Genomic DNA, 25,919 nt, shown 5'->3' with positions numbered 1-25,919 from the left:
CCTCGGGCACGTTCGCGCCCGAGGCCGCGTCCACGCACGAGCGCAGGTGTTCCTCGCACTGTGTCTTCGCCTCGTCGTCGCAATCACCAACTACGAACGAGGAGACAATCCAGGAAGCACCGTGATCACGGTGTGAGAACTCTTCTATGACACCCTCTGCTCTCACCAAGCCGAGTGTGGGTACGAGGAATCGAGAGACAGAAAGCAGCGAGAACACGGTCGTAACGTAGTGTGCTTTTTAATATACATGTGGAGGATCAGAGCTGTCAGAGGCACCTCACCCGCGCTTTCCGTATGTTTTGCTTTTCTATCGTCGAGGCGATGAGTTGACTCTTCTCTCTCGTCCATAGTCCCGAATGCGCTGTGCAGCGGGCGTTCGCCAAACGACGCTCCACTCTTCTCGGTCACTCGCAATCACTGAATTCTGAGAATGTTTGTTGGGTGCTGTCTGCACTCGACCTTGCCGATGAGCGTCGCGACGGCATCGACGCTCCAATTGGGGGAAGACCTTCGGCACCGAGTGAACAGGGAAGTATCGGGAGCGCATCTGGATCGAGTGGCTCCTCATTGTCCGTCTCCTCGATCGTCACCGCATCGGTGTCGAACGGGACGTCTGCAGGAACGGTCGATCCGGCGCAGATCACGGCGTTGTCGGTCTTGCACGGACACTTTGTGTAGCCAGCCTCGTACGCAGCGTTGATCCGATCGGCGTGCGGCTGCCGGATGCGATGCCCACTCGGTCGCTTGCACTTTCGCCCTGGTTTCGCTCCACAGGACGGGCACTCGACCGTCAGAACCGGATGGTACGGTTGAGCAACGCCACAATCTTCGCACGTTGCGGCTGCTGTCACGGAGTCAATGGTTTGTTCCATGGTTTCAGCCCTCGAGACCGTCGAACAACACATCGGTCGTACTCGCGTCGTCCCAGACCGATCTCGCTCACGCTTCCGAATCGATCGTGAACTGCCGGTCTCATCGCTCTACGCGGAGGCTGAACCTACTTCGTGAGTACTATTTTACGGTTATTTTCATGCTTATTGCTAGCAGTGGACAAAGTATTACGACTGCACGCTACGTAGATGTATTGAGGACCCATGAGGATCATTCAGAACGTGGTCCGCTGGTACAGACTCAACCATGGCGTCGGGAAAGAGATGCTGGATAGTGGTGCTGAACTCATGCCATGTCCGTACTGTGAAAAGGAGACACCAGTCTTTCAGTCAACATATAATTCGGTAGGGCTGCCGGTTTTGTTCAGTGTCTGCCTCTGGTGTGATGGATTTATTGAATTCAGTGGCGCCTCCCTGGAGCCACACGAGCCGTATGCAACCGCACACGATCCCCAGACTGAGGAGCGTCATTCGAAGCCATAGTTTGTTCGTTTGCCTGTAGAATTATGGATGTTGTTACCGTGACTCGTGGCATGGGCACGGATGATTCGTACTCGACCGGTCTCCTTGAACGAGATGCAGAGAACCCGGCTGTTGGCACGTTCCCACCAACCGTGTCGTCGACTGCGTTCGATGCCGTGACCCGTGGCGATCTCATTTTTTGGGGTGAATGGACAGATCGGGATGCTCTCGTGGTCACGAGGCACCGGTCGGTCTACGATGCCGATTCTCGGTTCACAGAGCTGGGACAGTCTCTGCTCGACAGCGACGGTGCGACTACGCTACCGCCGCCCGTCGTGGATCGCATCGAACAGTGGGCAGCGGAGAAGATCCATTTTGTCCGGGACGAGTCAGTACCGATGATCTGCTTGCTTATGGGTGACGACGCGTTTCAGACGCATAGTAATGAAGAATAGAACGGTGAGTTGGTATCTCTCCTCAGCTGGAATGGTCACGCGAAGCTCAGTAATCCACTTAGGGGATGGTAGACGCAGACCAATGGCCAGAGACATCTATCAACCCAACTTCGCAGTTTGGATTTCTACAAACCACTAGCTTGCTAACATAATTGAGATTAGTCTGCTCAGCTCACTCTCAAACAGAGTTCGGGAGAGGTTTATCACGCGAAGACAAGGAAGAATTCATCAGATCCCAGATGAAGTATCGGCTCCGGGAACCGGCGATGGATTTTCATTCTCCTTCGCGCGAGTACGAAGAGTCGTTCGAGGACTTCGAGGCGATTGCTGATTTAGCGCTTATCGAGCGAGTGGAGAGTCGAGATGGTGATGTACGGACTTTAGGAACGTCGTACTGGGAGGAGCCTGTTTCACGTTTACGGGAACAGTTTGATGAACAGGGTGAGGAATGGCCTCCATTGCAAGCAGAGATGTTTGACGCGTCCGCAGAGCGGGCGAGAGATCTTCTTGATACATCGGAAAATCTTTCTACCGTCTAGTCTCTCAAATCGTAGTGAATAGCTGATTCGAACGCGAGGGATTCTTCCTTCTTAACACGGTCTCGGAATATTCCAACTGAAGTCCTATCAGGCCAGTGCGTCTAAAATTAGCCATGGAAGACGACACGGAGCGTGTCTGGTTGGTCGAGCGAACGTATTCTGACGACGAACAGAACCTGATTATCCTCGTCTACGCCACCCCGGATGGCGAGAAATACTTCAGAAAAGAGCGTGCACTGACGAGCTTCACGGATATGCGCGATACGACCGCTGCACTGGATGTTAATCCAGACAACTTGGGTGCTGTCGAGGATGAAGCTGAACGCGAACAGTACGCAGCCGAAGCCGAGCGAATGGCAGAAACTCACGACCCAGATGACCCGATCTAACGAGCCTGCACGCGGTCATTCCCCATTTGAAGGGCGACGAAGGGCCTATACCGGATAGAAGTCCGGCGCATTTTATCGATGGGTCCCCTTCAACCGAGTATGAGAGAACTCGTTTTCGCCCTTGATTACGATCCGGGGTGGAACACGCTTGCAGATACGTTGGCTGACTTCCCCGATGCTCGGGTCCGGTCGCTGTCTCTCCATGCCACAGCAGACAGCCTCTGGCGCGTTGACCATGCAACTGGCTCACCGGACGCTCTCTCGGCTATCGGAGACGCGTTTCTCACTGCTGACTACTACGCAGACTGTCTTGCTACTGAACCGTGTGGGGCGGAATCCGAAACAGAGGTTCTCGATGAGACAGACGACACGCTCGTCCTTTACACGTACTGGCAACGAACACCCGTTTGTACCTCCATCCCGCACCTCGCACTTGAGCATCTCGGTGATGGATTGCTCTTCGAAACACAGCATGAACAGCGCCGGCACACCTGGCGAATCATTCATCCTGAAGACGCCGATATCCACCGGTTCTTTGATGCCTTAGACGCAGAACTTTCGGCTGATGTTAATGTAGACATCAACCGGCTGACGGGGCTTTCAGCAACGAATACTACCACGTTCACCGCTGAGGATGATATACTGAGCCGTGAACAGCGCGAGGCATTAACCGCTGCTGTTGAACATGGCTTTTACAAAACGCCTCGGGAGATTGATCTTGGTGAACTTGCCGAGGAACTCGGCGTGCCGCGGTCAACGCTCACATACCGTGTGCGACGCGCTGAAGCCGAAATCATCAATCAGTACATGAATCACGATTCGGTTCCAGACTCAGTCCCAACCTCGTGATTGGCGTGCTCTAACTCGCTTTAGAATATTCCAAATCAACCTTTATTCTACCAGTCCTCCCACTTTACGGATATGAGAGATTCGGACGACCCGGAGGAAAGCCACGCACAGTGGAGCGGACCGTGGTACCTCTTCCCACCGATTCGAAATGCGCTCATCGCAGCCGCGATAGCGATTCTCACCTTTGGACTCAGCCTCTTCGACTACCTCCCATTGCTGGCCGAAAATGGCCTGTACGCAGTGTCGATGCTGCTCGGTGGCTTCCACTGGGCACAAGAAGGCTTCGAAGAGCTAGTTGGTGAGTACGAAATCGATATTGAGATTCTGATGTTAGCCGCGACCGGTGGCGCAGTCGCGCTCGGGTTGTGGGAGGAAGCAGCGTTCCTCGTCATTCTGTATGGCGCTGCGGAAGGCGTCGAGGAATACACGTTCGCACGGACCCGCGCCTCGATTCGAAGCCTGCTCGATCTCGCGCCCGAAGAAGCACGCCTCATCACAGATGGAACCACGCAAATGGTCCCAGCACGAGAACTCGACATCGGGGATCTGTTTCGCGTCAAACCTGGCGAATCCATCCCGACTGACGGGCGCGTCGTCGATGGCCGCTCCACGGTGGATCAGGCAGCGGTCACCGGCGAATCCACCGCCGTCGATAAACAAGAGGGTGACCAGGTGTTCGCTGGCACCGTGAATCAAGAGGGAGTGATCGACATTGAAGCGACCACCACCTTCGAGGACAACACGCTCTCGAAGATGATCCACCTCGTCGAGGAAGCGCAGGAAGAAAAGGGGAAGTCCCAACTGTTCATCGAAAGATTTGGCGGCGTCTACTCGCCGATTGTTCTCCTCGCTGCCCTCGGACTCATGATAGCACCGTTCGTTATCGCGCTGCCGGACTACTGGGCACGACGCGCAATCGTGCTCCTCGTCGCCGCCGCACCATGTGCCCTGGTCATGTCCACGCCCATCGCCATCGCGTCCGGGATCGGGCGCGCTGGCCGTGAAGGCGTGCTCGTCAAGGGAGGTATCCACCTCGAAAACCTCGGGAAAATCGAGGCCATCGCCTTCGACAAGACTGGAACCCTCACGCGGGGGGAACCAGTGGTTACGGACGTCGTTGCGTTTGAGGGCACCGAAGACGACGTGCTTAGACAGGCAGCAAGCGTTGAGCAGTACTCTGAACACCACCTTGGGGAGGCGATCATGAACGCTGCGGGTGAACGCGGACTCGAACAGACCGAGGTGTCTGAGTTCAGCTCGATCACCGGCTACGGCGCGCAAGCCCAACTCATGGAGGAAACCGTCTATGTGGGGAAGCCAGGGCTTTTCGAGCGGTTCGACCTCGACGTAGAAGGGTTTTCAGAGGTTGAAGACCTTCGAAACGAGGGGAAGACCGTCGTGCTTGTTGGAACACCTGACCGAATCATGGGAGTCATCGCGCTCCGTGATGAACCGCGACCGGAGGCGAAAGACATCATTCGTGACCTCCATGAGATGGGCGTTGAGGTTCTCATGCTCACAGGAGACAACGAAGAAACGGCGCAAGCAATCGCTGCAGAACTCGGGATTGACGATGTCCGAGCGGACCTGAAACCGGAAGAAAAGGTCGAGGCTGTCAAGGAACTCACGAAGAAGTACGAAGCAGTCGGGATGGTCGGCGACGGGATCAATGATGCACCAGCATTGGCCCAAGCCACGGTCGGCATTGCTATGGGGACGGCGGGAACAGATGCTGCGATTGAGGCTGCTGACATCGCCCTGATGGCGGATGATATTACGAAGGTAACATACGCGCTTCGGCTCGGCAAGCGTGCACAGGGGATTAGCCGTCAGAACATCGTGTTCTCGCTGCTCGTGTTGGCCGTACTCATCCCTGGTGCGCTGCTCGGTCTGATCGGGATCGCCCTTGCAGTGGTCGCCCACGAAGGCTCCGAACTGCTGGCCATCGGGAATGGACTTCGGGTGAGACGAGGTTAGAGGAGCAGGTGTACTCGGGATGGTATTGGTCGAAGGATACTATGCTTGAATCGGCCTGTCCGGTGTTACCGGTGTCGGGATGGCGTTGATTGGGATGGCAACGCAGACGATCTCCCCTTCTGCCCCAATTGTGCTGAAGCGGGAGAGTTCGTCACTTTGAGTGGTCCTGAAGTAGATTCGCAACTTAGTGTAGATCGGGAGTGAAACCAATCCCAGGCCGGTTGCCCAAAGAAGCTACTCGTTCGCCTCGTCTTCTTCCTCATCCGGGTCAGTACCCCACTGTTCGACTCTGCCGAAACCCTCCTCGACCATGAACTCATCGTCGTATTCCGGTTCATCTCCGGTGTCAACCACTGACTCCCCAAACGGGTCTTGATACGGTGTCTGGTCATCTAGCTGTGCTAATTCCTCGTCGTGAGCTTCGACCCAGTTGAGTAAATTAGGTAGTTCGGTTTCTACGTCCTGCTGGTAATCGAGGATCGTCCGAACAGCGTGGCTGAGGCCCTGATTCTCCATTCGTCGGGCGACACGCTTTCCACGCGTTGTGATTCGGTACTCGTTGTTGACACTGGTTTCTTCAGGATTCATCCCAGGAATAACGAGACCGAGGCCATGTGCTTCAGTGAGACGACGAGTGAGAGTTGATGAGCTGATCGTGAGTTGCTCGTCTAAGTCACTGAATCGCTGCCCGTCTTCCATTGAGAGAAGTGTGAGAATGCCGAGTGCGCCGCGTTTCTGAAGGAAATCACTAATCGACTCCGAGTCGGGCATTCACCGCATCATTTCGTGTGAGCCCTCTTAGAAACCGAAGGTCAATTCGAATTAAACTGCGCTTCGTTCTGAACACAAGTCGTTTCCGAATTTTGCTGTGCGATCCTCGACTACAAACAGGTAGTACGTACGTTAATCTGGAAATTCGGAAACCGCACCTGCGAGAATATGCTTCGATTGAAAGTAACACTTTGGCACGCCATGCTCGGTTCCCTGCCCGGCTCGGTGACGCTCCGGATGCAGTTCGGGAGCCACGCGTGGATGCCCGTTCACTCCGGTGTTACTCAGCAGGGACGTGTTCTACGGTGGTGGTGTCAGTGACAGCTACCGACGACCAGGACCACCGTGATGAAATCCTGGACTCCATCGAGGAGCAGACGGAGGACTTGTGCCACATCTACGACCATATCACTCGGGTCATCACGAACCTCGAAATTGATGGCGAGTGGTTCAGTGGGTACGAGAACCCCGGACGTGCGAAGTTTGATCTGGAGCCGATGGTGCGGTTGTTCCTCTACAAGCACGCGCGTGAGTTGAACCAGTCAGAACTCGCTCGTCGGTTGCGAGGGGCTGCGTACGTGTATCTGCGTCTCGGCTTCGACCGGCCGATCTCACAGCAGATCATCAGTCATAACAAGCGCAATCGGTTCGACGCGACGGAACGGCGTCTCCTGAAAGACGCTGCCGAAGTCGTTCGGACGGTGTGTAGCGAGCACGATGTTATCCGGACGAACGAACCGGCGCTTGACCCCGAAGACGTCCAGCACGACCGAGTCAGCGAAGGGGAGATTATGGATGCGGTGAAGCGCGCCACTGAGCTTGGATTCCGCGAGTTCAGCGCAGATCGCGCCAGTAACGCGACGTATCCACTGGAAGCGTACTTCGAGCGGCAAGGCTACCTGAATATGTCGCGTGCCGGGACTACGACAAAATCACGTCGATTCGCCCGCCTCAGCGAACGTGAAAGCGTCCCACACGGTTCATCGCACAACCGCACGATGAAGAAGGTCGCTAAACCGAAGTCACAACTCACGTTCGACGAATTCGTGACAGGGAAGCAGGAACCGGAGTGGAAGCGAATCCGTGACGAAGTCCTCGAACCATTCCACGCAGGCGTTGAAAACATCCTGAACGAACTCACCGATGAGGACTACGCTGAGGCAGGATTCAGGGAGCCGGTTCACGCGGCGATTGACATCACGTCGTGGAATTACCATGTTTCGCCGTTCATATCTGAGAAGAAAGCCCGTCAGTCCGGCAAGACACCTATTAAGGTAACTATCGATGGGAAGGAGAAACTGATAGATCCTGACCACCCGGACTTGGTGTCCGGGCTCAAGAATAGCGATGAGCGTGGGTACAAGTTCGCCACGATCACGATTATCACAGAGAACACACCGATTGTCCTCGGCGTAGAACCTGTGCGTGACCAGCGGAAGTGGGAAGAAGAAATGGGGTGGGACATTGAGCGAACGTCCCGCGCTGACATCGTAGAGAGTTTGTTAGAGCAGGCATCCCGGCACGTGGACATTCACAAGGTGTTCCTCGACCGTGGCTTCAGTAGCAAGGAAACGCGGGACGTTATCGACCGGCGTGGGCTGCTGTACGTACTCGGGAAGTCCGCTCGCGCGAAGGTCGATAAGAAGAACATCAAGGAGATCAACGACCACGACCTGTACGACAGTTGGATCGGGCACGGCACGCACGAATACGAGGGTCGTGAGCACGACATTACGTACGTGTACACGCCGTCGAAGAAGGACGAGGACAAGTACGCGGTGTTCACGATCAACGAGCACGTTGACCATCACCGCACGGAAGCGTTGCTCGGCCAGTACAGTCAGCGGATGGAGATCGAAAACGAGTACAAGACCATCAAGAAGCACTTCCTGCCGACGTCAGCGTCGAAGGATTACCGGATTCGGTTCCTGTACTTCGTGATTGGGACGTTGCTGTACAATGTGTGGCGGATGGCGAACTTCATCCTTCGAGACGCAGTGGATGCCGATCTCGGTGAGCATCCACCGATTCTTGCAGGAGAGCTTATCGAGCTGGTCGCGTTCTGCCTGTTCACCCCACCTGACTGAACGGCTGTTTCCTCTGTGTTAGCCAATTCCCGCGAGCGGTAGCTGTATTTTTTGAGTGGTGTTTTCTCCCGGTTTTCGGACGATTCGTGACCCAATAGTAATCTAACTGGTAGTTCACTCGCCTATTCTGCTCTCACGATCTCCTCAGGCTCCTGAGCTGCCGGTGTTCCCTCGTTTGGCTTCTCGTACGGCCAGGGCGCCCCCAAGTATTGCACCCGAGGGACCGGCATCGTAGGGCGGTTCGGTGGCGGGCGCTGGAAGTGATTTCTGCTTCTGATTCCCTCGTCGGGACGAGTGATCGCTTCGCCCCTCTACCCCTCTCTGAGGGTCGAACAACGCTCTCTCGAGACGTCTGTTCACTCAGAAAACCAGTCAGGCGAATCTTAGCGTCCCCTCCTGACAGAAATAACAGTCGCACTTCTCGAACGGATCTCCTCAACACGTTCGGCAATGCCTCCGCCTACTGCTGCTCCCACAGCATCTCGATGCGCTCTTCGATGCGATCAAGGACGAGGCGGCTCACGTCGCGGTGATCGTCCGGCCACTGAGCGTTCTCCGCGTCGGTGCGGCTAGCGGCCGGCGGTGGATGGAAGTGATCCCGTGAGTTGTGTGCGTTTGGGTGCCGATCCCATCGACACTTCCAGTCGCTGTCCCGCCGCTGCTCCTGGTAGTGGAAGTTGAAGTCGTCGTTGCGATACCAGCGAATCTCAAAGCGTGCAGACGCCTCGTTCGGGTAGTAGTCACTTGACAGCTCGACGCGGAGGTGCAACTTCTCTTCCTTGACGATTGCCGCCGACTCGAACATACGACTCCCGACAAATCGGGAACGCATTCGCTCCAACACCGACCGGTCTATCGGTGCGGGACTCGCACCGTCATTCGCCGGCACCATCTCAACTGTGCGACGGGGCCGTCGAGCCAGCGGCCTTTCTCCGGGCGCGTTCGTGTAGGCGACGCTCCTCGATGATGGTGGCCCAATCACCGAGTTCCACGTACACGTCGTCAACCTGCTCCGCGTCGAACTCGAGGACATCGACCTCGGCGGGCGAGTCGACCCCATATTCGCCGCGGTACTCCTCGATCTGGTCGGTCAACTCCGACACACGGGACTGCAACTCGTCGACAGTGTTCTCTCGCGCCAGCTTGTTGACCCGCCGCCACTCGAAATAGTCGTTGTTGCGTTCGTACCTGACCGGCCGACCCTCGTGCCGAATGACGATGCCGAGGTCGGCGTAGAAGGACAGGTGTGTCCGCGCCGACTCCTCCGAGCAGTCCGCCCGTTCGGCAATCTCGGCGGCCGTCATCGGCTCTCGGGCGTGTAGTACCGCACCGTACACGCGCTGCTTCGTGTCCTCGCCTTCGAACGGTCTATCGAACGGGGGCGGGCCGTCGCGGCGGGTATCGTCTGTCATACTCCCACCAACGGGGTTAACACACATATTTCTTCCTCTGGACAAAATATATCGCCCAAAGTCCTAGTCGCTCGCCGTGCGCCCCAACCATCTGCGACCCCACGCTCGCCGCCACCCACGCCATCGTGTTCTAAATCTCAATCGTCATGGTGAGGACCGTCCCTCCTCGGCGGTGCCGTTCGCACTGTGGCGATCGTAGGGCAGTATCTGTTCCTCGTTGTCCCCGTCTCCGACAGGCGGCTGTTCAGAGTGGGATACATCTTCGTCGAACGTGTGTTCGTATACGTATAGGAGTGGCATGATGATCAGTCTTGGAGAGCGCGTTTCGGTCTGTACACGTTCCCTCCACCCCTCTGAGGGGGTGAGCAACACCACGGTCGATCGCGTTGGAAGCGCAGAGGGCTACAGAGAACCCAAATGGTACAATCGAGACTAAGACAGAGTCAACAGTTCTCACGACTCACTGCACTGCTAATCGAGCGTTCATGTCTCAGGTGGCGCGAACGAGCAGCATCTTCTCGGTGAGTTTGACGTCATACTCACCGACTGAGAACGCGACCGACACCGATTCGCCGGTTGTGACGAATCGATCGAGCGCTTCAGGGTCGATCGTGTCGGACAAGACGATCCCGTGGGTTGGTCCCAGCTCGGTTGACGGGCAGTTTTCGAGACTCGCGATTGCTTCGATAATTGCGATGCTCGGCGGCGTTTCCGACCACTCGTATTCAAGGTGTTCAGTATTCATGATTTACCTCCTCCGCTAGCCCGGCCCCTGCTCCTGCCAATCTCGCCTGCTGGGTCCGGCAGTTCGGACAGGCGTGGAGCGTTCCGGTGTTGTCCGAAAAGACCCGCTTGTACTGTTCTGTGACGTGCGCGCCACAGTTCGAACACTCAGGCATCGTCACACCTCCACAGCCGCATGTTCGTACATCGCACGCGTCGTCTCGAGTTCGGCGATTGCATCTGCGAGGGTCAACGGTTCGACCAGATGCTCCTCGAGTGTTTGCAGATCGGCTAGTACTGCTTCGAGTTCGGCTTGCACTCGTTCGTCAGACCAGCTGTCGACGGATTCACTCATCGTGACTCACGCTCCGGGCAGCCAGGCGCATGCGACAGGTTGTCCCGTCCACCGAGTTCAACCAGCAGCTCGCGTTCGCAGTACGTACACCGGACGTACGCCTTCCCGCCCTGTTCTGGCGGTTCGATATGCCGCGTGTACGTTGATTTCTCGGACTCACTCTGAATAGCCTCGGCGGCTACGGTTCCGCCGTCGGGAACCACCTGCCCTGTACGAGCAGTTATCTCGGCTTCCGCACGCAGGTGCAGTTTTCGGCCCGTGTCGGTTTCGTCGTATTCGGATCGCTGTACCACCCGATCGATGGTTCTGAACTGGTTCATCGGTTCAAACCCTCCATCCCTCTCGAGGGTGGAACAACACCACGTGCGGTGCGTTCGTGCGGACGCTAATCGATACAGTCCTCTCCTTTGTGATGCGTGCGATGGAGAGAGTCCAAGAAGCCAAATTTCACGCCTCGCCTTCGCTCGGACCCACACGTATAATTTGCTCCACCTTTCCGCGGGCGCCAGCCAGTACCAGTGAAACGTGCTCGAGCATCGCGTTGCTCCCCTATCTCTTGTTCCCATCCTGCTCCACGCGCAGAGCGCGCCTCCCAACCATCTCCAGTCCGGGCTTTCCTTTGGCCTTGTCCGTTCCTACGCGAGCTAAGCGTGCTACTCAAACTCGGAAAGGACGGCCTCCCAATGCTTGATCAACTGTCTTACGTACTCTTCCCGGAGCTTATCACGTAGTCGTTGCCATCGACCGCGTCTTTTTACTATCTAAATAACAGAGGGATTAATCTGAACAGCGCCAGATAACTCGTTCTTTGTAAGTATTGACCATTTCTGATTCCAAAGTACGAATGCTATCGGCTTGCTCGATTCGCCAATGTTTGTTTTCGTTGTTTATATTCCAGAATAACCGGACATACGAATCACTGTCAATTGGAAAGTAAGCATTGAGTGTACCATAGTGAGCTGTGACGAAGGCAGCATCAAGAGGTTCTTCAATATTAGGTCGTCGCGTTGCTTGATGGAACTCGAGATCTGGAGCCGATAGAGAAGCATCCAGTTTAAGATTTGAGATCGGAATCGTCTCACGGGTCACGCCACGTTCGTCAGTATCGACATCAATTAGCAGATATTGGTGTCTATGACCGTTTTCACCGTCAGTCCGCCACTCAGTGCCAACATATTGGTACGTAGCGTCCTCCTCAGTGAGACGGTGCATTGAGTTGATAATCTCATCTCTGCCNCCGTCAGTCCGCCACTCAGTGCCAACATATTGGTACGTAGCGTCCTCCTCAGTGAGACGGTGCATTGAGTTGATAATCTCATCTCTGCCCTCGAAAACAAGATCTTCCCAAGCGTTTCGATGAACAACTACGCGCGGTATTTCATGACGCCGACGTGGATCGTATGTGGTGTGTACCTCGGGATTGATACCAGCTAGCTCAGAATGAATCTGCACGCTGTGATCAGCATGACGGGTCAATGGCCACGGCGCTCGATAGTATTCAATCTCCATGTTGTTCGGATATTAATTCATCAGTCTTAGTTATCCTGCTATGCAGTTCACTTGCCCGAGTGCACGCCCTCTAACCCCTTCTCGTTCTCTCACTCTACCATCGCTCATCGGAATAGGTCTGGCTGTTATTCCGAGAACCGAGCAAGGAACTGCGTCACGTACGAGTTGTTGCGCCAACTTCGCTCATCTACCATCTCTGAAAGCGCTGCTTGCGCATCCTCTGCTGAAAGCACGCCCCGCAGAACGAGTGCTTCCATCATCTTTGGTGTTGTCAGAAGACGAGGGCTCGAAAGGAGTGCATGCACTGTCGAGAGTTCGCCGTACTCGTCACACAAGAATATCTCTGCGTTCGTCTCGTTCGCGAGCGCGATTGCCTCTGTTTCTCCCTCATCGAGTGGATACTCCGGCTGCTCGCTCGGCTGCTGGATATGATTTTCGTCCAGTTGATTAAGCACTCGTGTCGCCGCCTCTGCATGCGTATCATCGTAGGAAGCAATCTCCTCAAGTTCTTCGACAACTTCTGGCGAAATTCGGACCTTGTACTCCGTAAATAGAAGCTCAATCGGGCTCTCGTCGCTCGCAATTGCTAGGCTGACGAGAGCCGAGGTATCTGGGACAACTACCATCTACAGATTCGCGACATCTTCTGCGAGTTCGTCGTCTTCGAGCTGACCTTTGAGAAGCCGAAGATTCTCGGCTTCTTTCGGTCCAAGAACTGCCTTCATCTCTTCATACTGAATCGTTCCATCGTAATATGCGTTAGCGATATCCCGCTTTACATCGTTGCTCTCGGATGATTCGCGCAGATATGCACGAAGCGCTTCGATGATCACGTCCGTTCGGTCACGGTCTTCTGCCGTTGCCAAGATGTCCGCCTGTTCGATTAACTGCTCCGGTGCTCGAAACTGGACTCGTTTGCTCGAACTCATATATGTGTACATTCGTACACACGAACTTAGCTATTATGCTAGCTGAACTGCTATAGAGACAGACGAAATATAACCCACGATACGGTTCGGTTGGGGCAGGCGCATTTCGAAGGGTTCACCAACGCCATTTTGGGAGGACTCTGTCTGTAGCTGGAGTCGCTCCAAATTACTGCCTCCGAACCTGGAGAGCATCGTTTGGCTCCTCTCAAGAGGTATCGTTATTCACCTCAATCGTTTCGCCTGCTCGTGACATCTCTGAAACCCTCCATCCCTCTCAAGGGTGGAACAACACCACGTGCGGTGCGTTCGTGCGGACGCTGATCGATGCAGCCCTATCCTTTGTGGTGCGTGCGATGGAGAAATCCAAGGAGCCGAATCTCACGTTTCGCCTTCGCTCGGGTCCACACGTGTGATCTGGCCGACCTTTCCATGAGCACCAGCCAGTACCAGCGAAACGTGCTCGAGCATCGAGATATCGGTCACAATCGTGTTCCCATCCTTCTGGAGGACGACGACGACGCTGTCGTGGAGCCAGACAGAGACGCCGATGCCCCAATGATGCCATCGCCCCGGTGAGAGCGCCCTCGACGGGAGTGAGAGACTCTCGTCACCGCGATCGATCGCCGCCTGCACGCCTTGGCGAAGCGCCCACACTTGCGATTCGGTGAGCGTGTCTTCGGGTGCGTCAATCTCGTCGACGTACGCCAGCAGATTGCCACCATCACGTCTCACCTCCGATGATCCGGTCGACCTCAGCCAGTTCACGCGCTTCAGCGGCCTCATCCTCATATCCCACGTCAGTTGCACAGCGCTCGAGGACGGTCACGGCTCCATCGTCGTCCGTGGCTGCTTGTTCGAACAGTTCTTCAAGGACAGTGACGACTACACGATCGGCGACCTGACGGCCAGCATCGGCTGCCTCGCTCTCGATGCGGCCAAGCCGCGACTCCGGATACGCATAGGTTTTCGAGGGCCTGGACTTCAGGCTCGAACAGTAGACGACATCGAACACGCGATCGTCGTTGGTTGCGTCGAATCGTGAGTTGCCGTAATTATCGAGCAGATTGTAGTTGTTTGCCTCGGACCACTCCGCTACGGTCTGGCCAGTATCTGCGATCACGTGCACTGGTCGCCCCTGTGCGAGATCCAAACAGACGTCACCAAGTTTGATCGATTGCTCGCTCATTACTCCTCACCCCCGTCGTCACTAAGAGTGCGAGCAAGCGTTGCGGCCTGCTGTTCAATCGGCTCGTGGTGGGCGTGTTTGACGTTCAGAAGAGCGAGGTGCGCTCCATGCCCCCACAGCTCTGCCCGGCGAAGTTCGTCAGCGAACTCCGTGAGAACGTCGTCAGTCGTCTGGCGACCATCGGTGAGACCGTTGATCCGAGCTGCAATCCGGTGAGGGATTGCGTCTCGGCAAGAGGGGTCTCGTCCTGTGTAATCGGCCATTGTCTCGACGAGCCCTGCGAACGCTTCGACACGTCCGTCGACCGTAATGTCCCACGCTTCGAGGTCGTCCTCGTCGACGGCGTACGTCACAGCGTCGGGTTCCTGCCGCTCGAGGAGAGCTTCGAGAGCCGCTCGCTTCCAGCTGCGGTAATCGCGGAAGCCCCAGAACGTAGCGAACTCTTCGAGCGTCTCGATCGAGTACTCGATTGAGATGTCGGCGTGAACACGCTCGGTCGTCTCGTCACCGTAGTCAGTGATCCGAGTGACCGGCCCACTGGCAGTCGCGAGGAACCGTCGTGGAAGTGGCGTTGTCTCACCGATAGACTGCGCTTCATCGGGTGTCTCAGTTGGCTGTGCTGCCGTCTCGTCTGCTCGTGACATCTGTGATACCCTCCACCCCTCTCGAGGGTGGAACAACACCACGTGCGGTGCGTTCGTGCGGATGCTGGTCGACTCTGGCGAAGTTACCCCACGACTTGGTGTCATTTTCACCTCGTGGCTGGGTCTCATAGAAAAGTTCCTATACCCTTTCTCTGTGACTACCCGACAAACGGCAAGTACAGGTGAAGCACACACCGGATTAGACTCCGCTTTCAGGTCTTACCCGGAACGTTATTGTGGGCTGTCAATAGAGGGATGTTATGGAGATAGTAGGAAGGACAGTAAGAGACCGCGTTGAACAGGCTTTCGTCGTATTCATCGTCTTTCTGGCCTTCGATTACTTCCAGAACGAGATTGAATGGTTCGGTCTGTTAGTGTCCGTCTCTCTCTTCTTTGTTCTGATGATAGGATTTGATGCCATAGGGCAGAAGTTTGAAGAATAGATCTTCTTCTGCGTTAAGTTCGCAACTGTAGTGAACAGATAGTTCGCTCTAGGTTGGGTGAAAAGAACGTCATGTGGATCGTTCTCTGACACCCTCTCGTGGGGTAACTCACGGTGCTGGTGGATTCGCTGTGGCCTGCAACCCGCAGTCCTCGAGTTTGCGAATCCGCTGTGCGTTGCGTGCAGCCTCGAGAACGGGCGTTCGGATCGCGACTGCAACCCGATGTTTGCATGCACCCTGGTGGTGTTCGTCTGCTGGACACGGACAGCTGTGCGGCAAGCCGTCCTCGATCGTCACTAGGTACTCGTGGTCCTCGGGATTTGCGTGGCTGGCGTTGCGAACGAGGACACCCTGCGCGACAAGTTCGAACTCAAAGGCTTCGTACTGGGCGCGTCGGAGCGTCCGCTGAGTCGGGTCAAGACGTTCGATCGGATGTGCTGATGGTGATATTGACATAGGTCAGGTGTAACTACCGTTAGACTGGTCGATCGTCTCGAGTTACGCGCTCTCGCATTCTGAGCAGATCAGTTGAACGTCGAGGTCACAGGAAGTTTCACAGCTCTGGGTCGGAACAAGCCCGAACTTCCCGCAGTAGTCACAGCTCGTGTTAGTGTACTCAGGGGCGTCGAATACGCCGAAGCGGGATTGCTCGACGGTCGAATCTGGTTCGGTAGTGAACTCAACGGCGAGTGGGTTCGTGATCCGGCTGGCAGTTTGCATCGTTTTTGATCTCTCTACTCCTCATGAGGATCGAACAACACCACCGGCTGTCCAGAGTGAACGAGAACCAACAGGGAAAGCCCGGCAGCACAGCGAACTCGAAGAGAGCGAGCGAGCAGCCCGGAACCTAGAGGTGGGTGGGAGGCGGTGAGTGGGTGGGCTAGAACCCACGCATCAGGCTTTGTTGAAATCCTCTTACCGTCGTGCGGTTTTGATTAGCGCTCGCTGAAGGATTTCAACAAAGCCAACTATTCATTTCTATGGATGTAGGCGTGGATAGCTACACCATTTAGTAATAGAATAGCAACCACGATTCCGAAATCGGAAATTTTGATGTTTCCAAGGCCCACTCTCCACATGCGCCAAAACTCCAGGAGAAGATATATATCCATCAGTGCTGCGGTGAATGCTAACCTCTCCCAGGCTGATATATCGAGTAGATCAGAACTCATGTGAGTTTACCTAGTTTTTGGAAGATGGAGGGATTGGTTAAATTATTCTCATTCATATGATCGGCCGCATTTAGTACAATCTTCAGATGATTTATAACCGGCAGCCAAGAGGCAGGCAGCACATACTGCTTTTCCTTGCCAGCCAGCCAGGTCTACGTACTTACAGACCGTTCCACACGTGGCCGAACCACCACCAAGTGTCAGACCGCACGTCACACATGCCCCCATATCACAGTCGGCCCTAGTGGTTACCAGAGCCTCAGCGTTTGAACCGGTTATGTTACCATATTTATCACCCGCGATTCGATACCGAGTTCCGTCTTTTGAATCCACAACTTCGAACCCGTCAACATATGAATTATATGCAACTAACGCCACTTTTGGATGTACTCGCCGAGATGATTCTTGATCCACGAGCTCGCAAAGCTCAACCGTTCGGTCAGTTTCGTGAAGATCTCATCGAGGAGGGTGCGGATGAGTACCGCGCCCTCCTCGATGAGTGGCGACGACTCCCATTTGAGACTCTTCCAGACGGATTCGATCGGATTGAGGTGTGGAGAACCGACCGGAAGAAAGATGAGATCTATTCCAAGTTCGTGAGCGTGTTTCCGCGTGTGTGCACAGATGTGTGAAGAGAAATTATCTAGGACGAGCAGAATCCGCTTGCCGGGATTCTGCTCGCGCATCCGTCGAAAACACTCACAGATCTGCTCTTTCGTCTGATCCGCGGGAAACTGGAGAACACTCTCGCCAGTAAGCGCATAGAACCCGGCCGCTGATGTATCGATTTTCACCAGCGGCCGGGTGATCGTCGGCTCACTGACGGTATAGAGGCGCTGGGAATTGTCCCATGGTTGCGGGTAAGAGATATCAAAGAAGCCGATTGCTGTGCCGCCGTCTGTACAGATATCGTCATCAACTTGCTAGTTTTCGCCACTGTTATCGTCAGAGCGTTTGTTATGCGGCTTCTTAGGGCCCTCCTCGTCGAACGCGTCTGCAACGCGTTCGTCGAGGATCTTGTCGGCGTTATCTGGTCGATCTAGCTGCTCTATCCGTGGAATTGCGTACGAGAGGCCAAGGTTGGCCAGCACTCGTGGAAGATAATTCGGATGGTACTTGATGTCGGATTCAGTGTTCGGGAGGTGCTGTATCTCCTGTTTTTTCCACGGTTCGCCTTCTCGAAGGAGTTTGATGAGGCGCTCTCGTTGGTCATCGTCGAGCTTCGGGGGCCTGCCGCCCCCGAAGTTCGGCATCAACTGACCAAGACCACCTTCATTCCAGAGATCAGTCCGGCGACTCCCGGTAGGCTGGGACATTCCGACATCATCGGCTGCGTCTTCGAGCGTCGCACCCTTGTACAGCCGTTTGATGAAGGTGAGCCGCTTGCTCATCTTCTCGTTATTTGTCTGTGTAGAACGTGTCATAGAAAGCCTCCCAAGGAAGGCCACAGGGTTTGGAAACTGTGTCCAGCAGTACCAACACCCTGCAAAACGTGACTTCGGTAGACGACTGCTTGAATGCGGCGGCTACCGAGACAGTACCGCTGTTCGAACATCTTGAATTCGAGTTTCTGTTGGAACACGAGTGCATCAGCCACCAGATCTCTTTCGTGGCTTTCTGCACTGCTACTACGAGGACGTCTACGGCACGCGTCCGGTTACACGAGAACTTCAGAACGGCCTTGTCTGGTACTACTGCGGACTCGACAAACCACCATCCAGAGACGCGGTTGATCGCTTTCTCACCGATCTCGAACACGTTATTGACGATGTCTTCGACAAGCTCGTCGAGCAGGCCGCCATCTGCGGCCTGCTCGACCCCATGTACTCTATCGATTCGACTCACATCGAGGCGATTCAATACAACGACGCTGCGTCGTGGAACTACGATCCAACAGCCGAAGAATACTACTACGGCTTCGGCTGTACGATTGTCTCTACCGGCCCAAAGATCCCGATAGCAGCGGAACTCACACAAGCTAAACAAGCGGATCAGGAGACGGCGATGCGCGTCACACGTGACGCGCTCGCCGTCGAAGAACCGACGTGGATGCTTGGAGATAGCGCCTACGACATTCTCGATTGGCACGACCACCTGCTGGCCGCAGGGGTCGTGCCAATTGCTCCGTACAATCCGCGAAACACTGGCGACCCGAAAGATATCGAGTTCAGGGTCGAAGACCGGATCGAGGAACACAGCGAGGACGTTCAGCCGAAACAATCCATCTTAGAGGAGACGTACAAGCACCGAACAGGTGTTGAACGAACCAACGACGCGGTCAAGAACTGCGGCCTCGGGCATGTCCGCTCCCGAGGCCGCGTCCACGCACGAACGGAAGTGTTCGTTGCGCTCTGCCTCCGACTCGTCGTTGCTATCACTCACTACGAGCGAGGAAACGCTCCGGGCGGTGAGAAGCTATGAGATGGATTCTATGACACGCTCTGTGTAAGCAAGCGGTCGAAATCGTCCTTACTCAGGTGGCGGACGATCTCTTTCTCTTGACCAGTCATGACGCCACCGACTCAGAGTACATCTAAACCTTCTGTGAGTCACTATCGAGCATCTCGTACACTGGGCGGTAGTGACCGGATGCTTCGATCACAGCTTCGCCACCGGCGTACTGTTCGGCGAGTTCGTCAAGACGATCGTTTGGCAAGCGGACCTCGTCTTGCAAGTTGCCGTCGTGGACGACGACGGCAACTTGCGAGTATTGTGTGTGTAGGTGTCTATTCCGAGGTACATAGGACGCCTCCGTTGGGACTGTGGCGTGAACGAGAGATCATCCTATACGTGCTCAATGGCACAAGATTCCGCGTCTTGTCACGGACTCGGACCATTCTCTAACCACGTGCTTGACGCACTGGATTGTTGGCGGCCTCAGCCAGTCCCTAGTGCCTTGTTCACGGCCTAGGCCCTTAGCTGCGGGATTTTCATGGATTCTCTACCCAAGAGCGAAATGGGAAAATAGATGGTTATCTGTGAATAACTATCTTATGGAATGGACATTAATATTGTAAGTGCTCTTCGGCAACCAGAATACACCGGCGAGAATCGGTGTATGCCATGTACAGTGTTAAACATCGTGATTTCAATAATTGGCGGATTCGCCTTGAGCCGTAAATCCCGGATTTGGAGCGCGATTGCTGTCGCACTATCCCTTGGTCTCATTTATCTCCGTGGTTATCTCGTACCCGGGACTCCCACACTAACGAAACAGTATCTTCCTCCAGAAGTTCTTCGCTGGTTTGGGAAGGAGCCCGCGGAACCGCCCGTGATGAGTGGACTTGATGCAACGACCAATCAACCAGATAACTCGTTTGCCAAAGAAACTCAGATCGAAGGATCTACCTCTCCATCGACATCAACTGAGTCAGTCGGCACAACCGATGTAGATTCTCAAGAGATTGAACTAGAAACATACTTCCTCGACCTAGGAATTCTCGAACCCTGTAAGGACGAAGATGACCTCTGTCTTACTGAGGACTTTTCGACTGCCTGGTCGGAACAGATCGATCAATTCAACGACGAAGATATTTCTGCTGATCAAGCAGCCGACGCATTTGGCTTTGATACCACGGACGATAAATACGAAACCGAAACCCATGGTGACGCACAAGTGCTCTATCAAGGTTCGGGAGTGATCGGTAAATGGCCTTCCCGTGCTGCTCTCATCACCGATTTGGGGGCAGCAGCCGTCATTGAAACCATAGACTCAGACTGGAAGGAGTATGACCCACAAGAGAAAGGACAACTACTCAACGGTCTTCGGTTGTTCTTCGAAGTATGTCCTGGTGACAGTGGTGCGGTCGAGTTCAATGAGGAAACTGTCGAATCCTGTTGCCAGTCACACGATGTCTTGGCCGTTACCTGTGCTGATAGTGGCGAGCGTCTTTTCGAACATTCACTCGATGAACTCCAGTAGACGCTCTTCCGTAGGAGATTGGTGAACTGTCCTGTTGAATAGTTTTTCTACGGCCCCACAAAGAGAGAAAAATGTAGCGTCCGCCGGTTCGTTTAGTAGCTGTAGATAGCGTACTTATCTGGCTTGGTGGTAAGAATGAAGAGTAATTTCTGAGATGTTGTCCTTCGACCTCTTGTTTACGACTGTAGCACACCTACCCCGACGCCGTACCCCTATTCACCTATGGGAATCCTGCTGACTGACCAAACCATGCTTGCCAAGATAATTCTTCGGGCGACGAGGACTTGCTGTAGTTTTCGAACGTAGAACCGACAACCGGCGAACCGATAGCTACTGAAACAGCCATCAGGCGGGGGACTTCTTGTTTGCGAGAGCAGTCGCTCACGCTGCCACCAACCGGCCAATGAGCGCCGCTCCGGCGGCGCTCAGGCACTCACCCCTGGTGGGCCGTACACCTCCTCACGATCCAGCATGTGATACATTGAAACCAGCAGCTTTCGGGCGGTTGCTACAATCGCTGTTTTCGAGTTCTTTTTTCGAGCTAACCGGTTGTAAAACCGGCTGAGGTACTCGTCTTCGCACGTATGTACNGTTGCTACAATCGCTGTTTTCGAGTTCTTTTTTCGAGCTAACCGGTTGTAAAACCGGCTGAGGTACTCGTCTTCGCACGTATGTACCGCAGAGTATGACGCTTGAACGAGCAGCCACCGGACTCGTCCTGATCCTCGCTTCGAGATGCTCCCCTCAAACCGCGAGTCGCCAGACTCGCGGATTATCGGGTTCAGTCCAACGTAACTTACGACCTCTTTGGCCCGATCAAACCGGTTGATCTCTCCCAACTCCGCGTAAATCGTCAACGCCATAAAGTAACTCACACCAGGAATCGTCATCAGGAGCTGGGTCTCCTTCAGAGACCCAGCCCTCTCCTCGATCTCTGCTTCTAACGACTCAATCTGCTCAGTGAGTGTCTGAATGAATTCCAGATACGACTCCAGTAATGCATCCCACGGTGCCGGGAGCGAGAGTTCCTGCAGGAACTCTCGTTCCTTCACACTCAGCGGTTTCATCTCCTGAGTGATCCCGTGGTCACTCAACAAGCTATGGATCTTGTTCGCGTACTCGGTCCGGTTCTCGACGAGCTTCTGGCGCCCGCGCACAAGTGCGCGGGCTTGTCTAACCTCGTCAGTTGGAACGTAGCTTTCAGGAATCGATCCTAACCGAACCATCCGAGCGAATTGTTTCGCGTCAACGCGGTCAGTTTTCTTGTCCGAGTCGGAGATCAACTTCAATTTGCCGGGGTTAGCGACGGTCACATCCAGATACTCTGAAAGAGTGTCATGGATGTGGTAGTAGTTGCTGGTCGCTTCAAGCGCGGCTTTGGACCCAGCGTACTGCTGGGCAAAGTCGTCGAGGTTCGCGTTTTCGACGCGAACCTCTTCGACGATCTCACCGTTTTGGTCCAATACTGCGATTTGTGAGTACCGTTTGTGTACGTCGATTCCGATGAACATTGGGTTCACCTCGGGACGGTGGTGCGTGAAACAGAGATTCACCTATACGGGCTTTCCCGACTGCCGCTCTAGTCATCAAGGGAAGTTATGGTCATAGGCTAATGACTGTGGAGGATGAGTGGAGATCGACGCAAAGAGATCGTTACTCACCTCAGTGAGGACGATCTCGACCGATTATTAGCTGAAACTGACAACAAGAAAATCAGCAAGCGTCTCACGTTCATTAAGAATCTCTACAAGGGCGATACGCTTGAGGAAGCAGCTGATCGAGTCGGAAAGTCAGCGACTACTGGGAGCCGGTGGGCGCGGCGCTGGAACGAAGGTGGCCTCGGACTACTCACCCCGAACTTCGGGGGCGCACCGCCCCCGAAGCTCGATGAAGACGAGCAAGATCGCTTACTCGAACTTCTCCGCGACGGCCAGCCATAGAAAAAACAAGAGATACAGCATCTCATCAATGAGGAATTCGACATCGAGTTCCATCCAGTCTACCTCAGTGAGTTCCTCGATAATCTTGGCCTCTCACGTGCGATTCCACGGACAAAGCGTCCGTCCAAACCCGAAAACGCTGACGAGGATGGACCCGATGAGCCACACAACAAACAAGATGATGATGCTGAGGAAGGCTGGGTCGTTGACGACGATATCTGTACGGATGGCGTGACCGTCCTCGGTTTTTCGATGCCTCACACCCACAACCCTGGGACAACTCTCAGCGGCTGTACTACGTCGATGATCCCCACATCACCCGACCGCTGGTTCGTCACGACGAACCAACGGTCGGCTTCTACGCTCTCAATGGCGAGAGTGTGGTGAGTTTCCCCGAATATCAAGAGAAAGAACAGATCTGTGCGTGTCTTGAAGGAATCCGCGAGCAGAATCCGGGCAAGCGGATTCTGCTCGTCTTAGACAACTTCTCATCGCACATTTGCCCGTACACGCGCAAGCGCGCACATCAACTCTGCTGACGCAAACTACTCGTGGAGCGACTTCCGTGAGGAGTGTCGCTCCGAGTCAACGCGACCGTTGATCAAGCACAGAGAGCAGACATCGTTGCAGAAGGCGCACAACGCCCGAATGGACGGTGATAACTATAATCAACGGTGGATGAGTGAAACAGGCTTCTCACAGTTAAAGGACGACGACGGCGAGAAGCTTCGCTCCCGGAGCTGGCATGGCCAGTTCCGGGAGCTGACTCGCAAGTGCATCGTGCATAACCTAACGCAGGCGGCGAGTTAAGGGCCCGCCGCCTGCTCCCTCTTCTCTGGACGTATCCGGGAGAGGCATCGCCGTCGTCACTGGAACAATGGTACAAGATATCATAATCCTGACCCTCCGACAAACACCGCAAGCGACAGCTACTGCATCTTCTGACTCCAAGAACCGGTCTCTAACGTCGTCAAACCGTGAATGATCGACACTACCCCGACGCCGTCTTGCGTTCAACAAGGCAAGACAACGTTCACTTCGCAGCTGCGATGCTCCCAGTTGGGCACGCCGATTATCACGATCCAGAGAGCTATCCTGGCGAGGACAAGAGTTACCGAGTCGGCGACGTTGTTCGCTGACTCGTTGACCACGTCAGCGACGTCTGTCGGGTTCATACGCGGCGCCTCTACGCTGATCGAGAATTCTACGCCACGGGTGTATTTTTGGTGCTTGAACAGCGAGACCTTTTTTACGTGATCCCGGCACCGCGCGATGACCGCGTCAAGCGGTTCATCGCGCGCATGGATGAAGATGTGGAGGGACAAAAGCAAGTGCCTTGTTGAACGCCAGACGGCGGGAGTATTATCTTACTGATAATTGATTTCCCACCGATAGAGTGGCTAACTCTTCTGATTCTTAATCACGGATGATGTAGAGACAGACTTCATCCTGGACAAGTAGTGCAAATAACGGACGTAAATCTGTGTGCACCTGGTGCACACAGATATGAGAGTTTGTGAGCTGTATTTTTATGGATGGAATTATCTCCTGGCTGAGGTGGTAATCGCAAGACGGCACCAAAATCCCTAGATATCCGAATTCACCCCGATGCCGTCCGGCGATTCAACAGAGCAAAAGCAAGTGACAGTCAAATCCGAGCACGCGGTGTACGGGCCGGTAAAACACGGTGTCCCCAACACAAGAGCCGAGACAACGCTGGCTGGACTCCCGCCAGACGAGGACCGCGACGAGGTGCAGGTATTTGCGACCAATCTCGACGTAAACGACGAGATTGGTCTTGACCGGTGCTTGACGAAAAAGCAAACCAATCGCTACAGACGCCGAGGCGGGATTAAAACGGCCTATAGCAAGATCAAGGAGTTCGCACCGTGGACGACGTCGACGAACTTCTCTGTTCGGTTGTTCCACTTCGGCTTCGCAGTCCTGCTGTACGATCTGTGGTTGCTTGTGGATTTCCTCGTTCAGACGTTGATCGACGTCATCGAGTTTCGCACGAAACCGCGGGTGACCGCCCCGCGGTTTCGTGCGTTCCTCCGGAGGAAGGTGAGCGCATTGCTGTAGACCCCGCTCTGTGCTTGCCCTTCCCGAGAGGCATCACTGTATAGATCGACTGATTATACCGTTCTCGCCCAACCGACCGCCACTCACCACTATTGAGTGGCGGTCGTAACTCCTTGACCGGCCTGTATTCTGGACCGATTCCCACCGATAGACGCGAATCTCGTGCACGGATCCCGGGGCATTCGCAGCAGCCAGTTAGTCGAAGATATAGCCACAGAGTATGGATCCGCCGGCGGAGCAGCCGTGCTGCTGGATAACCTCTACGGCGGCAGCACAGAACGCCAGGCAAGCTGTATATCCGACAGGACCACTAGGGCCAGCCGCGGTACAGACGGTCACGCACTGGGTTCGTTGAACGTTATCTCCGAACCTCTCGCAGACTGTTATGATCACCCCGATACATGTCTCTCGCCCGATGTTGTCGTGGAAGCTCTGCGTGGACAAATTCTCGGATGATGATGATTTCTCGGACGATGGTAGGTCCTCGGGCGATGGCTCCAACTCGTACGTACCGGTGTTCTTTGCACCGTCTTCGCCATCTGGAGCATAATCAACTACTTCGAACACCCCTGAATCTGTGTCCCGTTCGGTATTTACCAGACCTCGAGCGATGGCTGTGTCACGGCTACCCGATTCGTCGTCGATGGTAACGGCATAGATTATCCCCGTTTCATCACCCTCTTCGTTTGATTCGAGACCGAGAATTACGACGACCGGATTTTTCTCGTTGACTGATTCGTCGGTAGTGATTGCACGCGTTGCAAACGCTCCCGCCTCCTCTAGGTCGTGTTTATCTTTGACATCATCAACGAACGAACTCCCGATTTCAGATCGTTTCACCACCGCTAATGCGTCGTCGGTTTCATTTTCGGAGAGTTTATTTGTATCGACGACGTCGAAGTCATCGATATTTCTGCCACCCAATCCTCCGTCGTCGTCGGCGCTCCCAACTCCGCTAGCTCCAATTAACCCGGTCGACGCGATACCGGTCATAGCACTCGTTTTGAGTATGTCTCTTCGGTTGAACTCGCCGTCTTGATTTTCTTCCGACATTGCAATCTAAAATAACCTGGGAATGATAACATTCGATACCAGGCACTGTCTAGTTAAGCCAGTTTGAGAAGTGAGCAGGTCGTTGAGTTTGTTTGGGACAATGCTCGCAGACCTGCTCAGCGAGTGCTTT

Annotated in this window: 26 protein-coding genes and 6 pseudogenes; 13 read left to right on the top strand and 19 right to left on the bottom strand. The window is 54.7% G+C overall.

Annotated features, from left to right (window positions below; all coding sequences use genetic code 11):
• A pseudogene (locus C480_RS23170) lies at positions 1-136 on the top strand (IS5/IS1182 family transposase); the annotation flags it as partial.
• A 268-nt stretch (positions 137-404) separates the two neighbouring features.
• Here C480_RS23170 and C480_RS24950 read toward each other — a convergent pair.
• On the bottom strand, positions 405-872 hold the full coding sequence (locus C480_RS24950) for a zinc finger domain-containing protein (RefSeq protein WP_006667071.1): 468 nt from the start codon (positions 870-872) through the stop codon (positions 405-407).
• Positions 873-1,423: 551 nt separating this feature from the next.
• On the opposite strand from C480_RS24950, the gene C480_RS18065 reads away from it, so the two are divergent.
• From C480_RS18065 to C480_RS18045, 5 genes are all read left to right on the top strand, one after another.
• Entirely contained in the window at positions 1,424-1,807 is a 384-nt protein-coding gene (locus C480_RS18065; RefSeq protein ID WP_049903947.1) for a hypothetical protein, read from the top strand.
• A gap of 239 nt (positions 1,808-2,046) precedes the next feature.
• A complete protein-coding gene (locus C480_RS18060) occupies positions 2,047-2,346 on the top strand; it encodes a hypothetical protein (RefSeq protein WP_049903945.1) in 300 nt (99 codons plus the stop codon).
• Positions 2,347-2,459: 113 nt separating this feature from the next.
• On the top strand, positions 2,460-2,735 hold the full coding sequence (locus tag C480_RS18055; RefSeq protein WP_006667068.1) for a hypothetical protein: 276 nt from the start codon (positions 2,460-2,462) through the stop codon (positions 2,733-2,735).
• Positions 2,736-2,834: 99 nt separating this feature from the next.
• A complete protein-coding gene (locus C480_RS18050) occupies positions 2,835-3,584 on the top strand; it encodes a helix-turn-helix domain-containing protein (RefSeq protein ID WP_006667067.1) in 750 nt (249 codons plus the stop codon).
• Between the two features lie 72 nt (positions 3,585-3,656).
• Positions 3,657-5,561 carry a heavy metal translocating P-type ATPase gene (locus tag C480_RS18045; protein ID WP_006667066.1) on the top strand — a complete coding sequence of 635 codons (1,905 nt, stop codon included), beginning with the start codon at positions 3,657-3,659 and terminating at the stop codon, positions 5,559-5,561.
• 234 nt (positions 5,562-5,795) lie between these two features.
• Here C480_RS18045 and C480_RS18040 read toward each other — a convergent pair whose 3' ends face one another.
• Positions 5,796-6,332 (bottom strand): winged helix-turn-helix transcriptional regulator, encoded by a 537-nt coding sequence (locus C480_RS18040; protein ID WP_006667065.1) that lies wholly within the window; start codon positions 6,330-6,332, stop codon positions 5,796-5,798.
• A 317-nt stretch (positions 6,333-6,649) separates the two neighbouring features.
• On the opposite strand from C480_RS18040, the gene C480_RS18035 reads away from it, so the two are divergent.
• Positions 6,650-8,419, top strand: a complete 1,770-nt coding sequence (locus tag C480_RS18035) for a transposase (RefSeq protein WP_006667064.1) — start codon at positions 6,650-6,652, stop codon at positions 8,417-8,419.
• A gap of 460 nt (positions 8,420-8,879) precedes the next feature.
• Here C480_RS18035 and C480_RS18030 read toward each other — a convergent pair whose 3' ends face one another.
• The 10 genes from C480_RS18030 to C480_RS17990 form a co-directional block, all read right to left on the bottom strand.
• A complete protein-coding gene (locus C480_RS18030; protein ID WP_006667063.1) occupies positions 8,880-9,224 on the bottom strand; it encodes a hypothetical protein in 345 nt (114 codons plus the stop codon).
• A gap of 88 nt (positions 9,225-9,312) precedes the next feature.
• A complete protein-coding gene (locus C480_RS18025) occupies positions 9,313-9,831 on the bottom strand; it encodes a DUF7342 family protein (RefSeq protein WP_006667062.1) in 519 nt (172 codons plus the stop codon).
• 490 nt (positions 9,832-10,321) lie between these two features.
• Entirely contained in the window at positions 10,322-10,576 is a 255-nt protein-coding gene (locus C480_RS18020; protein WP_006667060.1) for a HalOD1 output domain-containing protein, read from the bottom strand.
• A complete protein-coding gene (locus tag C480_RS24945; RefSeq protein ID WP_006667059.1) occupies positions 10,566-10,730 on the bottom strand; it encodes a DUF7563 family protein in 165 nt (54 codons plus the stop codon). Before C480_RS24945 ends, C480_RS18020 begins: the two co-directional genes overlap by 11 nt.
• 2 nt (positions 10,731-10,732) lie before the next feature.
• A complete protein-coding gene (locus C480_RS23905; RefSeq protein ID WP_006667058.1) occupies positions 10,733-10,909 on the bottom strand; it encodes a hypothetical protein in 177 nt (58 codons plus the stop codon).
• A gap of 1,634 nt (positions 10,910-12,543) precedes the next feature.
• Positions 12,544-13,044: a hypothetical protein gene (locus C480_RS18010; RefSeq protein WP_006667056.1), complete on the bottom strand. Its 501-nt coding sequence runs from the start codon at positions 13,042-13,044 to the stop codon at positions 12,544-12,546.
• The gene (locus C480_RS18005) at positions 13,045-13,347 is read right to left on the bottom strand and encodes a ribbon-helix-helix domain-containing protein (protein WP_006667055.1); all 303 of its coding nucleotides are present in this window, start codon (positions 13,345-13,347) and stop codon (positions 13,045-13,047) included.
• Positions 13,348-13,725: 378 nt separating this feature from the next.
• The gene (locus tag C480_RS18000; protein ID WP_006667054.1) at positions 13,726-14,079 is read right to left on the bottom strand and encodes a hypothetical protein; all 354 of its coding nucleotides are present in this window, start codon (positions 14,077-14,079) and stop codon (positions 13,726-13,728) included.
• Positions 14,069-14,533, bottom strand: coding sequence for a hypothetical protein (locus C480_RS17995; protein WP_006667053.1), 465 nt, complete (start codon positions 14,531-14,533; stop codon positions 14,069-14,071). Before C480_RS17995 ends, C480_RS18000 begins: the two co-directional genes overlap by 11 nt.
• Entirely contained in the window at positions 14,533-15,177 is a 645-nt protein-coding gene (locus C480_RS17990) for a hypothetical protein (RefSeq protein WP_006667052.1), read from the bottom strand. Before C480_RS17990 ends, C480_RS17995 begins: the two co-directional genes overlap by 1 nt.
• Before the next feature lie 260 nt (positions 15,178-15,437).
• Between C480_RS17990 and C480_RS17985 the strand changes: the two genes are divergently transcribed.
• Positions 15,438-15,620 (top strand): hypothetical protein, encoded by a 183-nt coding sequence (locus C480_RS17985; protein WP_006667051.1) that lies wholly within the window; start codon positions 15,438-15,440, stop codon positions 15,618-15,620.
• A 108-nt stretch (positions 15,621-15,728) separates the two neighbouring features.
• Here C480_RS17985 and C480_RS17980 read toward each other — a convergent pair whose 3' ends face one another.
• From C480_RS17980 to C480_RS22420, 3 genes and pseudogenes are all read right to left on the bottom strand, one after another.
• Entirely contained in the window at positions 15,729-16,076 is a 348-nt protein-coding gene (locus C480_RS17980) for an SWIM zinc finger family protein (RefSeq protein WP_006667050.1), read from the bottom strand.
• Between the two features lie 512 nt (positions 16,077-16,588).
• Positions 16,589-16,792 carry a hypothetical protein gene (locus tag C480_RS17970; RefSeq protein ID WP_006667048.1) on the bottom strand — a complete coding sequence of 68 codons (204 nt, stop codon included), beginning with the start codon at positions 16,790-16,792 and terminating at the stop codon, positions 16,589-16,591.
• A gap of 368 nt (positions 16,793-17,160) precedes the next feature.
• Positions 17,161-18,201, bottom strand: a pseudogene (locus C480_RS22420) (IS630 family transposase); the annotation flags it as partial.
• 53 nt (positions 18,202-18,254) lie between these two features.
• On the opposite strand from C480_RS22420, the pseudogene C480_RS17955 reads away from it, so the two are divergent.
• Positions 18,255-19,213, top strand: a pseudogene (locus C480_RS17955) (transposase).
• A 133-nt stretch (positions 19,214-19,346) separates the two neighbouring features.
• Here C480_RS17955 and C480_RS24940 read toward each other — a convergent pair.
• Positions 19,347-19,534: pseudogene (locus C480_RS24940) on the bottom strand (IS110 family transposase); the annotation flags it as partial.
• A gap of 532 nt (positions 19,535-20,066) precedes the next feature.
• Between C480_RS24940 and C480_RS17950 the strand changes: the two are divergent.
• The gene (locus C480_RS17950) at positions 20,067-20,714 is read left to right on the top strand and encodes a hypothetical protein (RefSeq protein WP_006667046.1); all 648 of its coding nucleotides are present in this window, start codon (positions 20,067-20,069) and stop codon (positions 20,712-20,714) included.
• 425 nt (positions 20,715-21,139) lie between these two features.
• Here the strand turns inward: C480_RS17950 and C480_RS17945 are convergent, their stop codons facing one another.
• Positions 21,140-22,225 (bottom strand): IS110 family RNA-guided transposase, encoded by a 1,086-nt coding sequence (locus C480_RS17945; RefSeq protein WP_006667045.1) that lies wholly within the window; start codon positions 22,223-22,225, stop codon positions 21,140-21,142.
• Between the two features lie 114 nt (positions 22,226-22,339).
• Between C480_RS17945 and C480_RS17940 the strand changes: the two are divergent.
• Both C480_RS17940 and C480_RS17935 read left to right on the top strand, forming a co-directional pair.
• Positions 22,340-23,187: pseudogene (locus tag C480_RS17940) on the top strand (IS630 family transposase); the annotation flags it as partial.
• Positions 23,183-23,464: pseudogene (locus C480_RS17935) on the top strand (transposase); the annotation flags it as partial. The pseudogenes C480_RS17940 and C480_RS17935, both read left to right, overlap by 5 nt.
• A 203-nt stretch (positions 23,465-23,667) precedes the next feature.
• On the opposite strand, the gene C480_RS23545 reads toward C480_RS17935, so the two are convergent.
• Positions 23,668-23,829 carry a hypothetical protein gene (locus C480_RS23545; protein ID WP_161607021.1) on the bottom strand — a complete coding sequence of 54 codons (162 nt, stop codon included), beginning with the start codon at positions 23,827-23,829 and terminating at the stop codon, positions 23,668-23,670.
• Between the two features lie 466 nt (positions 23,830-24,295).
• On the opposite strand from C480_RS23545, the gene C480_RS17925 reads away from it, so the two are divergent.
• Positions 24,296-24,736, top strand: a complete 441-nt coding sequence (locus C480_RS17925; protein ID WP_206537319.1) for a hypothetical protein — start codon at positions 24,296-24,298, stop codon at positions 24,734-24,736.
• 195 nt (positions 24,737-24,931) lie between these two features.
• Here the strand turns inward: C480_RS17925 and C480_RS17920 are convergent, their stop codons facing one another.
• Positions 24,932-25,789, bottom strand: a complete 858-nt coding sequence (locus C480_RS17920) for a hypothetical protein (protein WP_152424089.1) — start codon at positions 25,787-25,789, stop codon at positions 24,932-24,934.
• Positions 25,790-25,919: the final 130 nt, after the last annotated feature.

Origin of the sequence: Natrialba aegyptia DSM 13077, from assembly GCF_000337535.1 — an archaeon.
GTDB lineage: Archaea > Halobacteriota > Halobacteria > Halobacteriales > Natrialbaceae > Natrialba > Natrialba aegyptia.
The sequence above is the reverse complement of the archived record's forward strand: the minus strand, read 5'-3'. Positions and strand labels throughout refer to the sequence as shown.

Excerpts from the sequence above, each read along its gene's own strand:
- C480_RS18020 (WP_006667060.1), bottom strand. The coding sequence starts at position 10,576 with ATGAATACTGAACACCTTGAATACGAGTGGTCGGAAACGCCGCCGAGC.
- C480_RS18030 (WP_006667063.1), bottom strand. The coding sequence starts at position 9,224 with ATGTTCGAGTCGGCGGCAATCGTCAAGGAAGAGAAGTTGCACCTCCGC.
- C480_RS18040 (WP_006667065.1), bottom strand. The coding sequence starts at position 6,332 with ATGCCCGACTCGGAGTCGATTAGTGATTTCCTTCAGAAACGCGGCGCA.
- C480_RS17980 (WP_006667050.1), bottom strand. The coding sequence starts at position 16,076 with ATGTCAATATCACCATCAGCACATCCGATCGAACGTCTTGACCCGACT.
- C480_RS18055 (WP_006667068.1), top strand. The coding sequence starts at position 2,460 with ATGGAAGACGACACGGAGCGTGTCTGGTTGGTCGAGCGAACGTATTCT.
- C480_RS17920 (WP_152424089.1), bottom strand. The coding sequence starts at position 25,789 with ATGTCGGAAGAAAATCAAGACGGCGAGTTCAACCGAAGAGACATACTC.
- C480_RS18010 (WP_006667056.1), bottom strand. The coding sequence starts at position 13,044 with ATGGTAGTTGTCCCAGATACCTCGGCTCTCGTCAGCCTAGCAATTGCG.
- C480_RS18045 (WP_006667066.1), top strand. The coding sequence starts at position 3,657 with ATGAGAGATTCGGACGACCCGGAGGAAAGCCACGCACAGTGGAGCGGA.
- C480_RS17995 (WP_006667053.1), bottom strand. The coding sequence starts at position 14,533 with ATGAGCGAGCAATCGATCAAACTTGGTGACGTCTGTTTGGATCTCGCA.
- C480_RS17990 (WP_006667052.1), bottom strand. The coding sequence starts at position 15,177 with ATGTCACGAGCAGACGAGACGGCAGCACAGCCAACTGAGACACCCGAT.
- C480_RS18050 (WP_006667067.1), top strand. The coding sequence starts at position 2,835 with ATGAGAGAACTCGTTTTCGCCCTTGATTACGATCCGGGGTGGAACACG.
- C480_RS24950 (WP_006667071.1), bottom strand. The coding sequence starts at position 872 with ATGGAACAAACCATTGACTCCGTGACAGCAGCCGCAACGTGCGAAGAT.
- C480_RS17950 (WP_006667046.1), top strand. The coding sequence starts at position 20,067 with ATGAGTGGACTTGATGCAACGACCAATCAACCAGATAACTCGTTTGCC.
- C480_RS18025 (WP_006667062.1), bottom strand. The coding sequence starts at position 9,831 with ATGACAGACGATACCCGCCGCGACGGCCCGCCCCCGTTCGATAGACCG.
- C480_RS18065 (WP_049903947.1), top strand. The coding sequence starts at position 1,424 with ATGGGCACGGATGATTCGTACTCGACCGGTCTCCTTGAACGAGATGCA.
- C480_RS18005 (WP_006667055.1), bottom strand. The coding sequence starts at position 13,347 with ATGAGTTCGAGCAAACGAGTCCAGTTTCGAGCACCGGAGCAGTTAATC.
- C480_RS18060 (WP_049903945.1), top strand. The coding sequence starts at position 2,047 with ATGAAGTATCGGCTCCGGGAACCGGCGATGGATTTTCATTCTCCTTCG.
- C480_RS17985 (WP_006667051.1), top strand. The coding sequence starts at position 15,438 with ATGGAGATAGTAGGAAGGACAGTAAGAGACCGCGTTGAACAGGCTTTC.
- C480_RS23545 (WP_161607021.1), bottom strand. The coding sequence starts at position 23,829 with ATGAACCCGACAGACGTCGCTGACGTGGTCAACGAGTCAGCGAACAAC.
- C480_RS23905 (WP_006667058.1), bottom strand. The coding sequence starts at position 10,909 with ATGAGTGAATCCGTCGACAGCTGGTCTGACGAACGAGTGCAAGCCGAA.
- C480_RS17970 (WP_006667048.1), bottom strand. The coding sequence starts at position 16,792 with ATGAGTTCTGATCTACTCGATATATCAGCCTGGGAGAGGTTAGCATTC.
- C480_RS24945 (WP_006667059.1), bottom strand. The coding sequence starts at position 10,730 with ATGCCTGAGTGTTCGAACTGTGGCGCGCACGTCACAGAACAGTACAAG.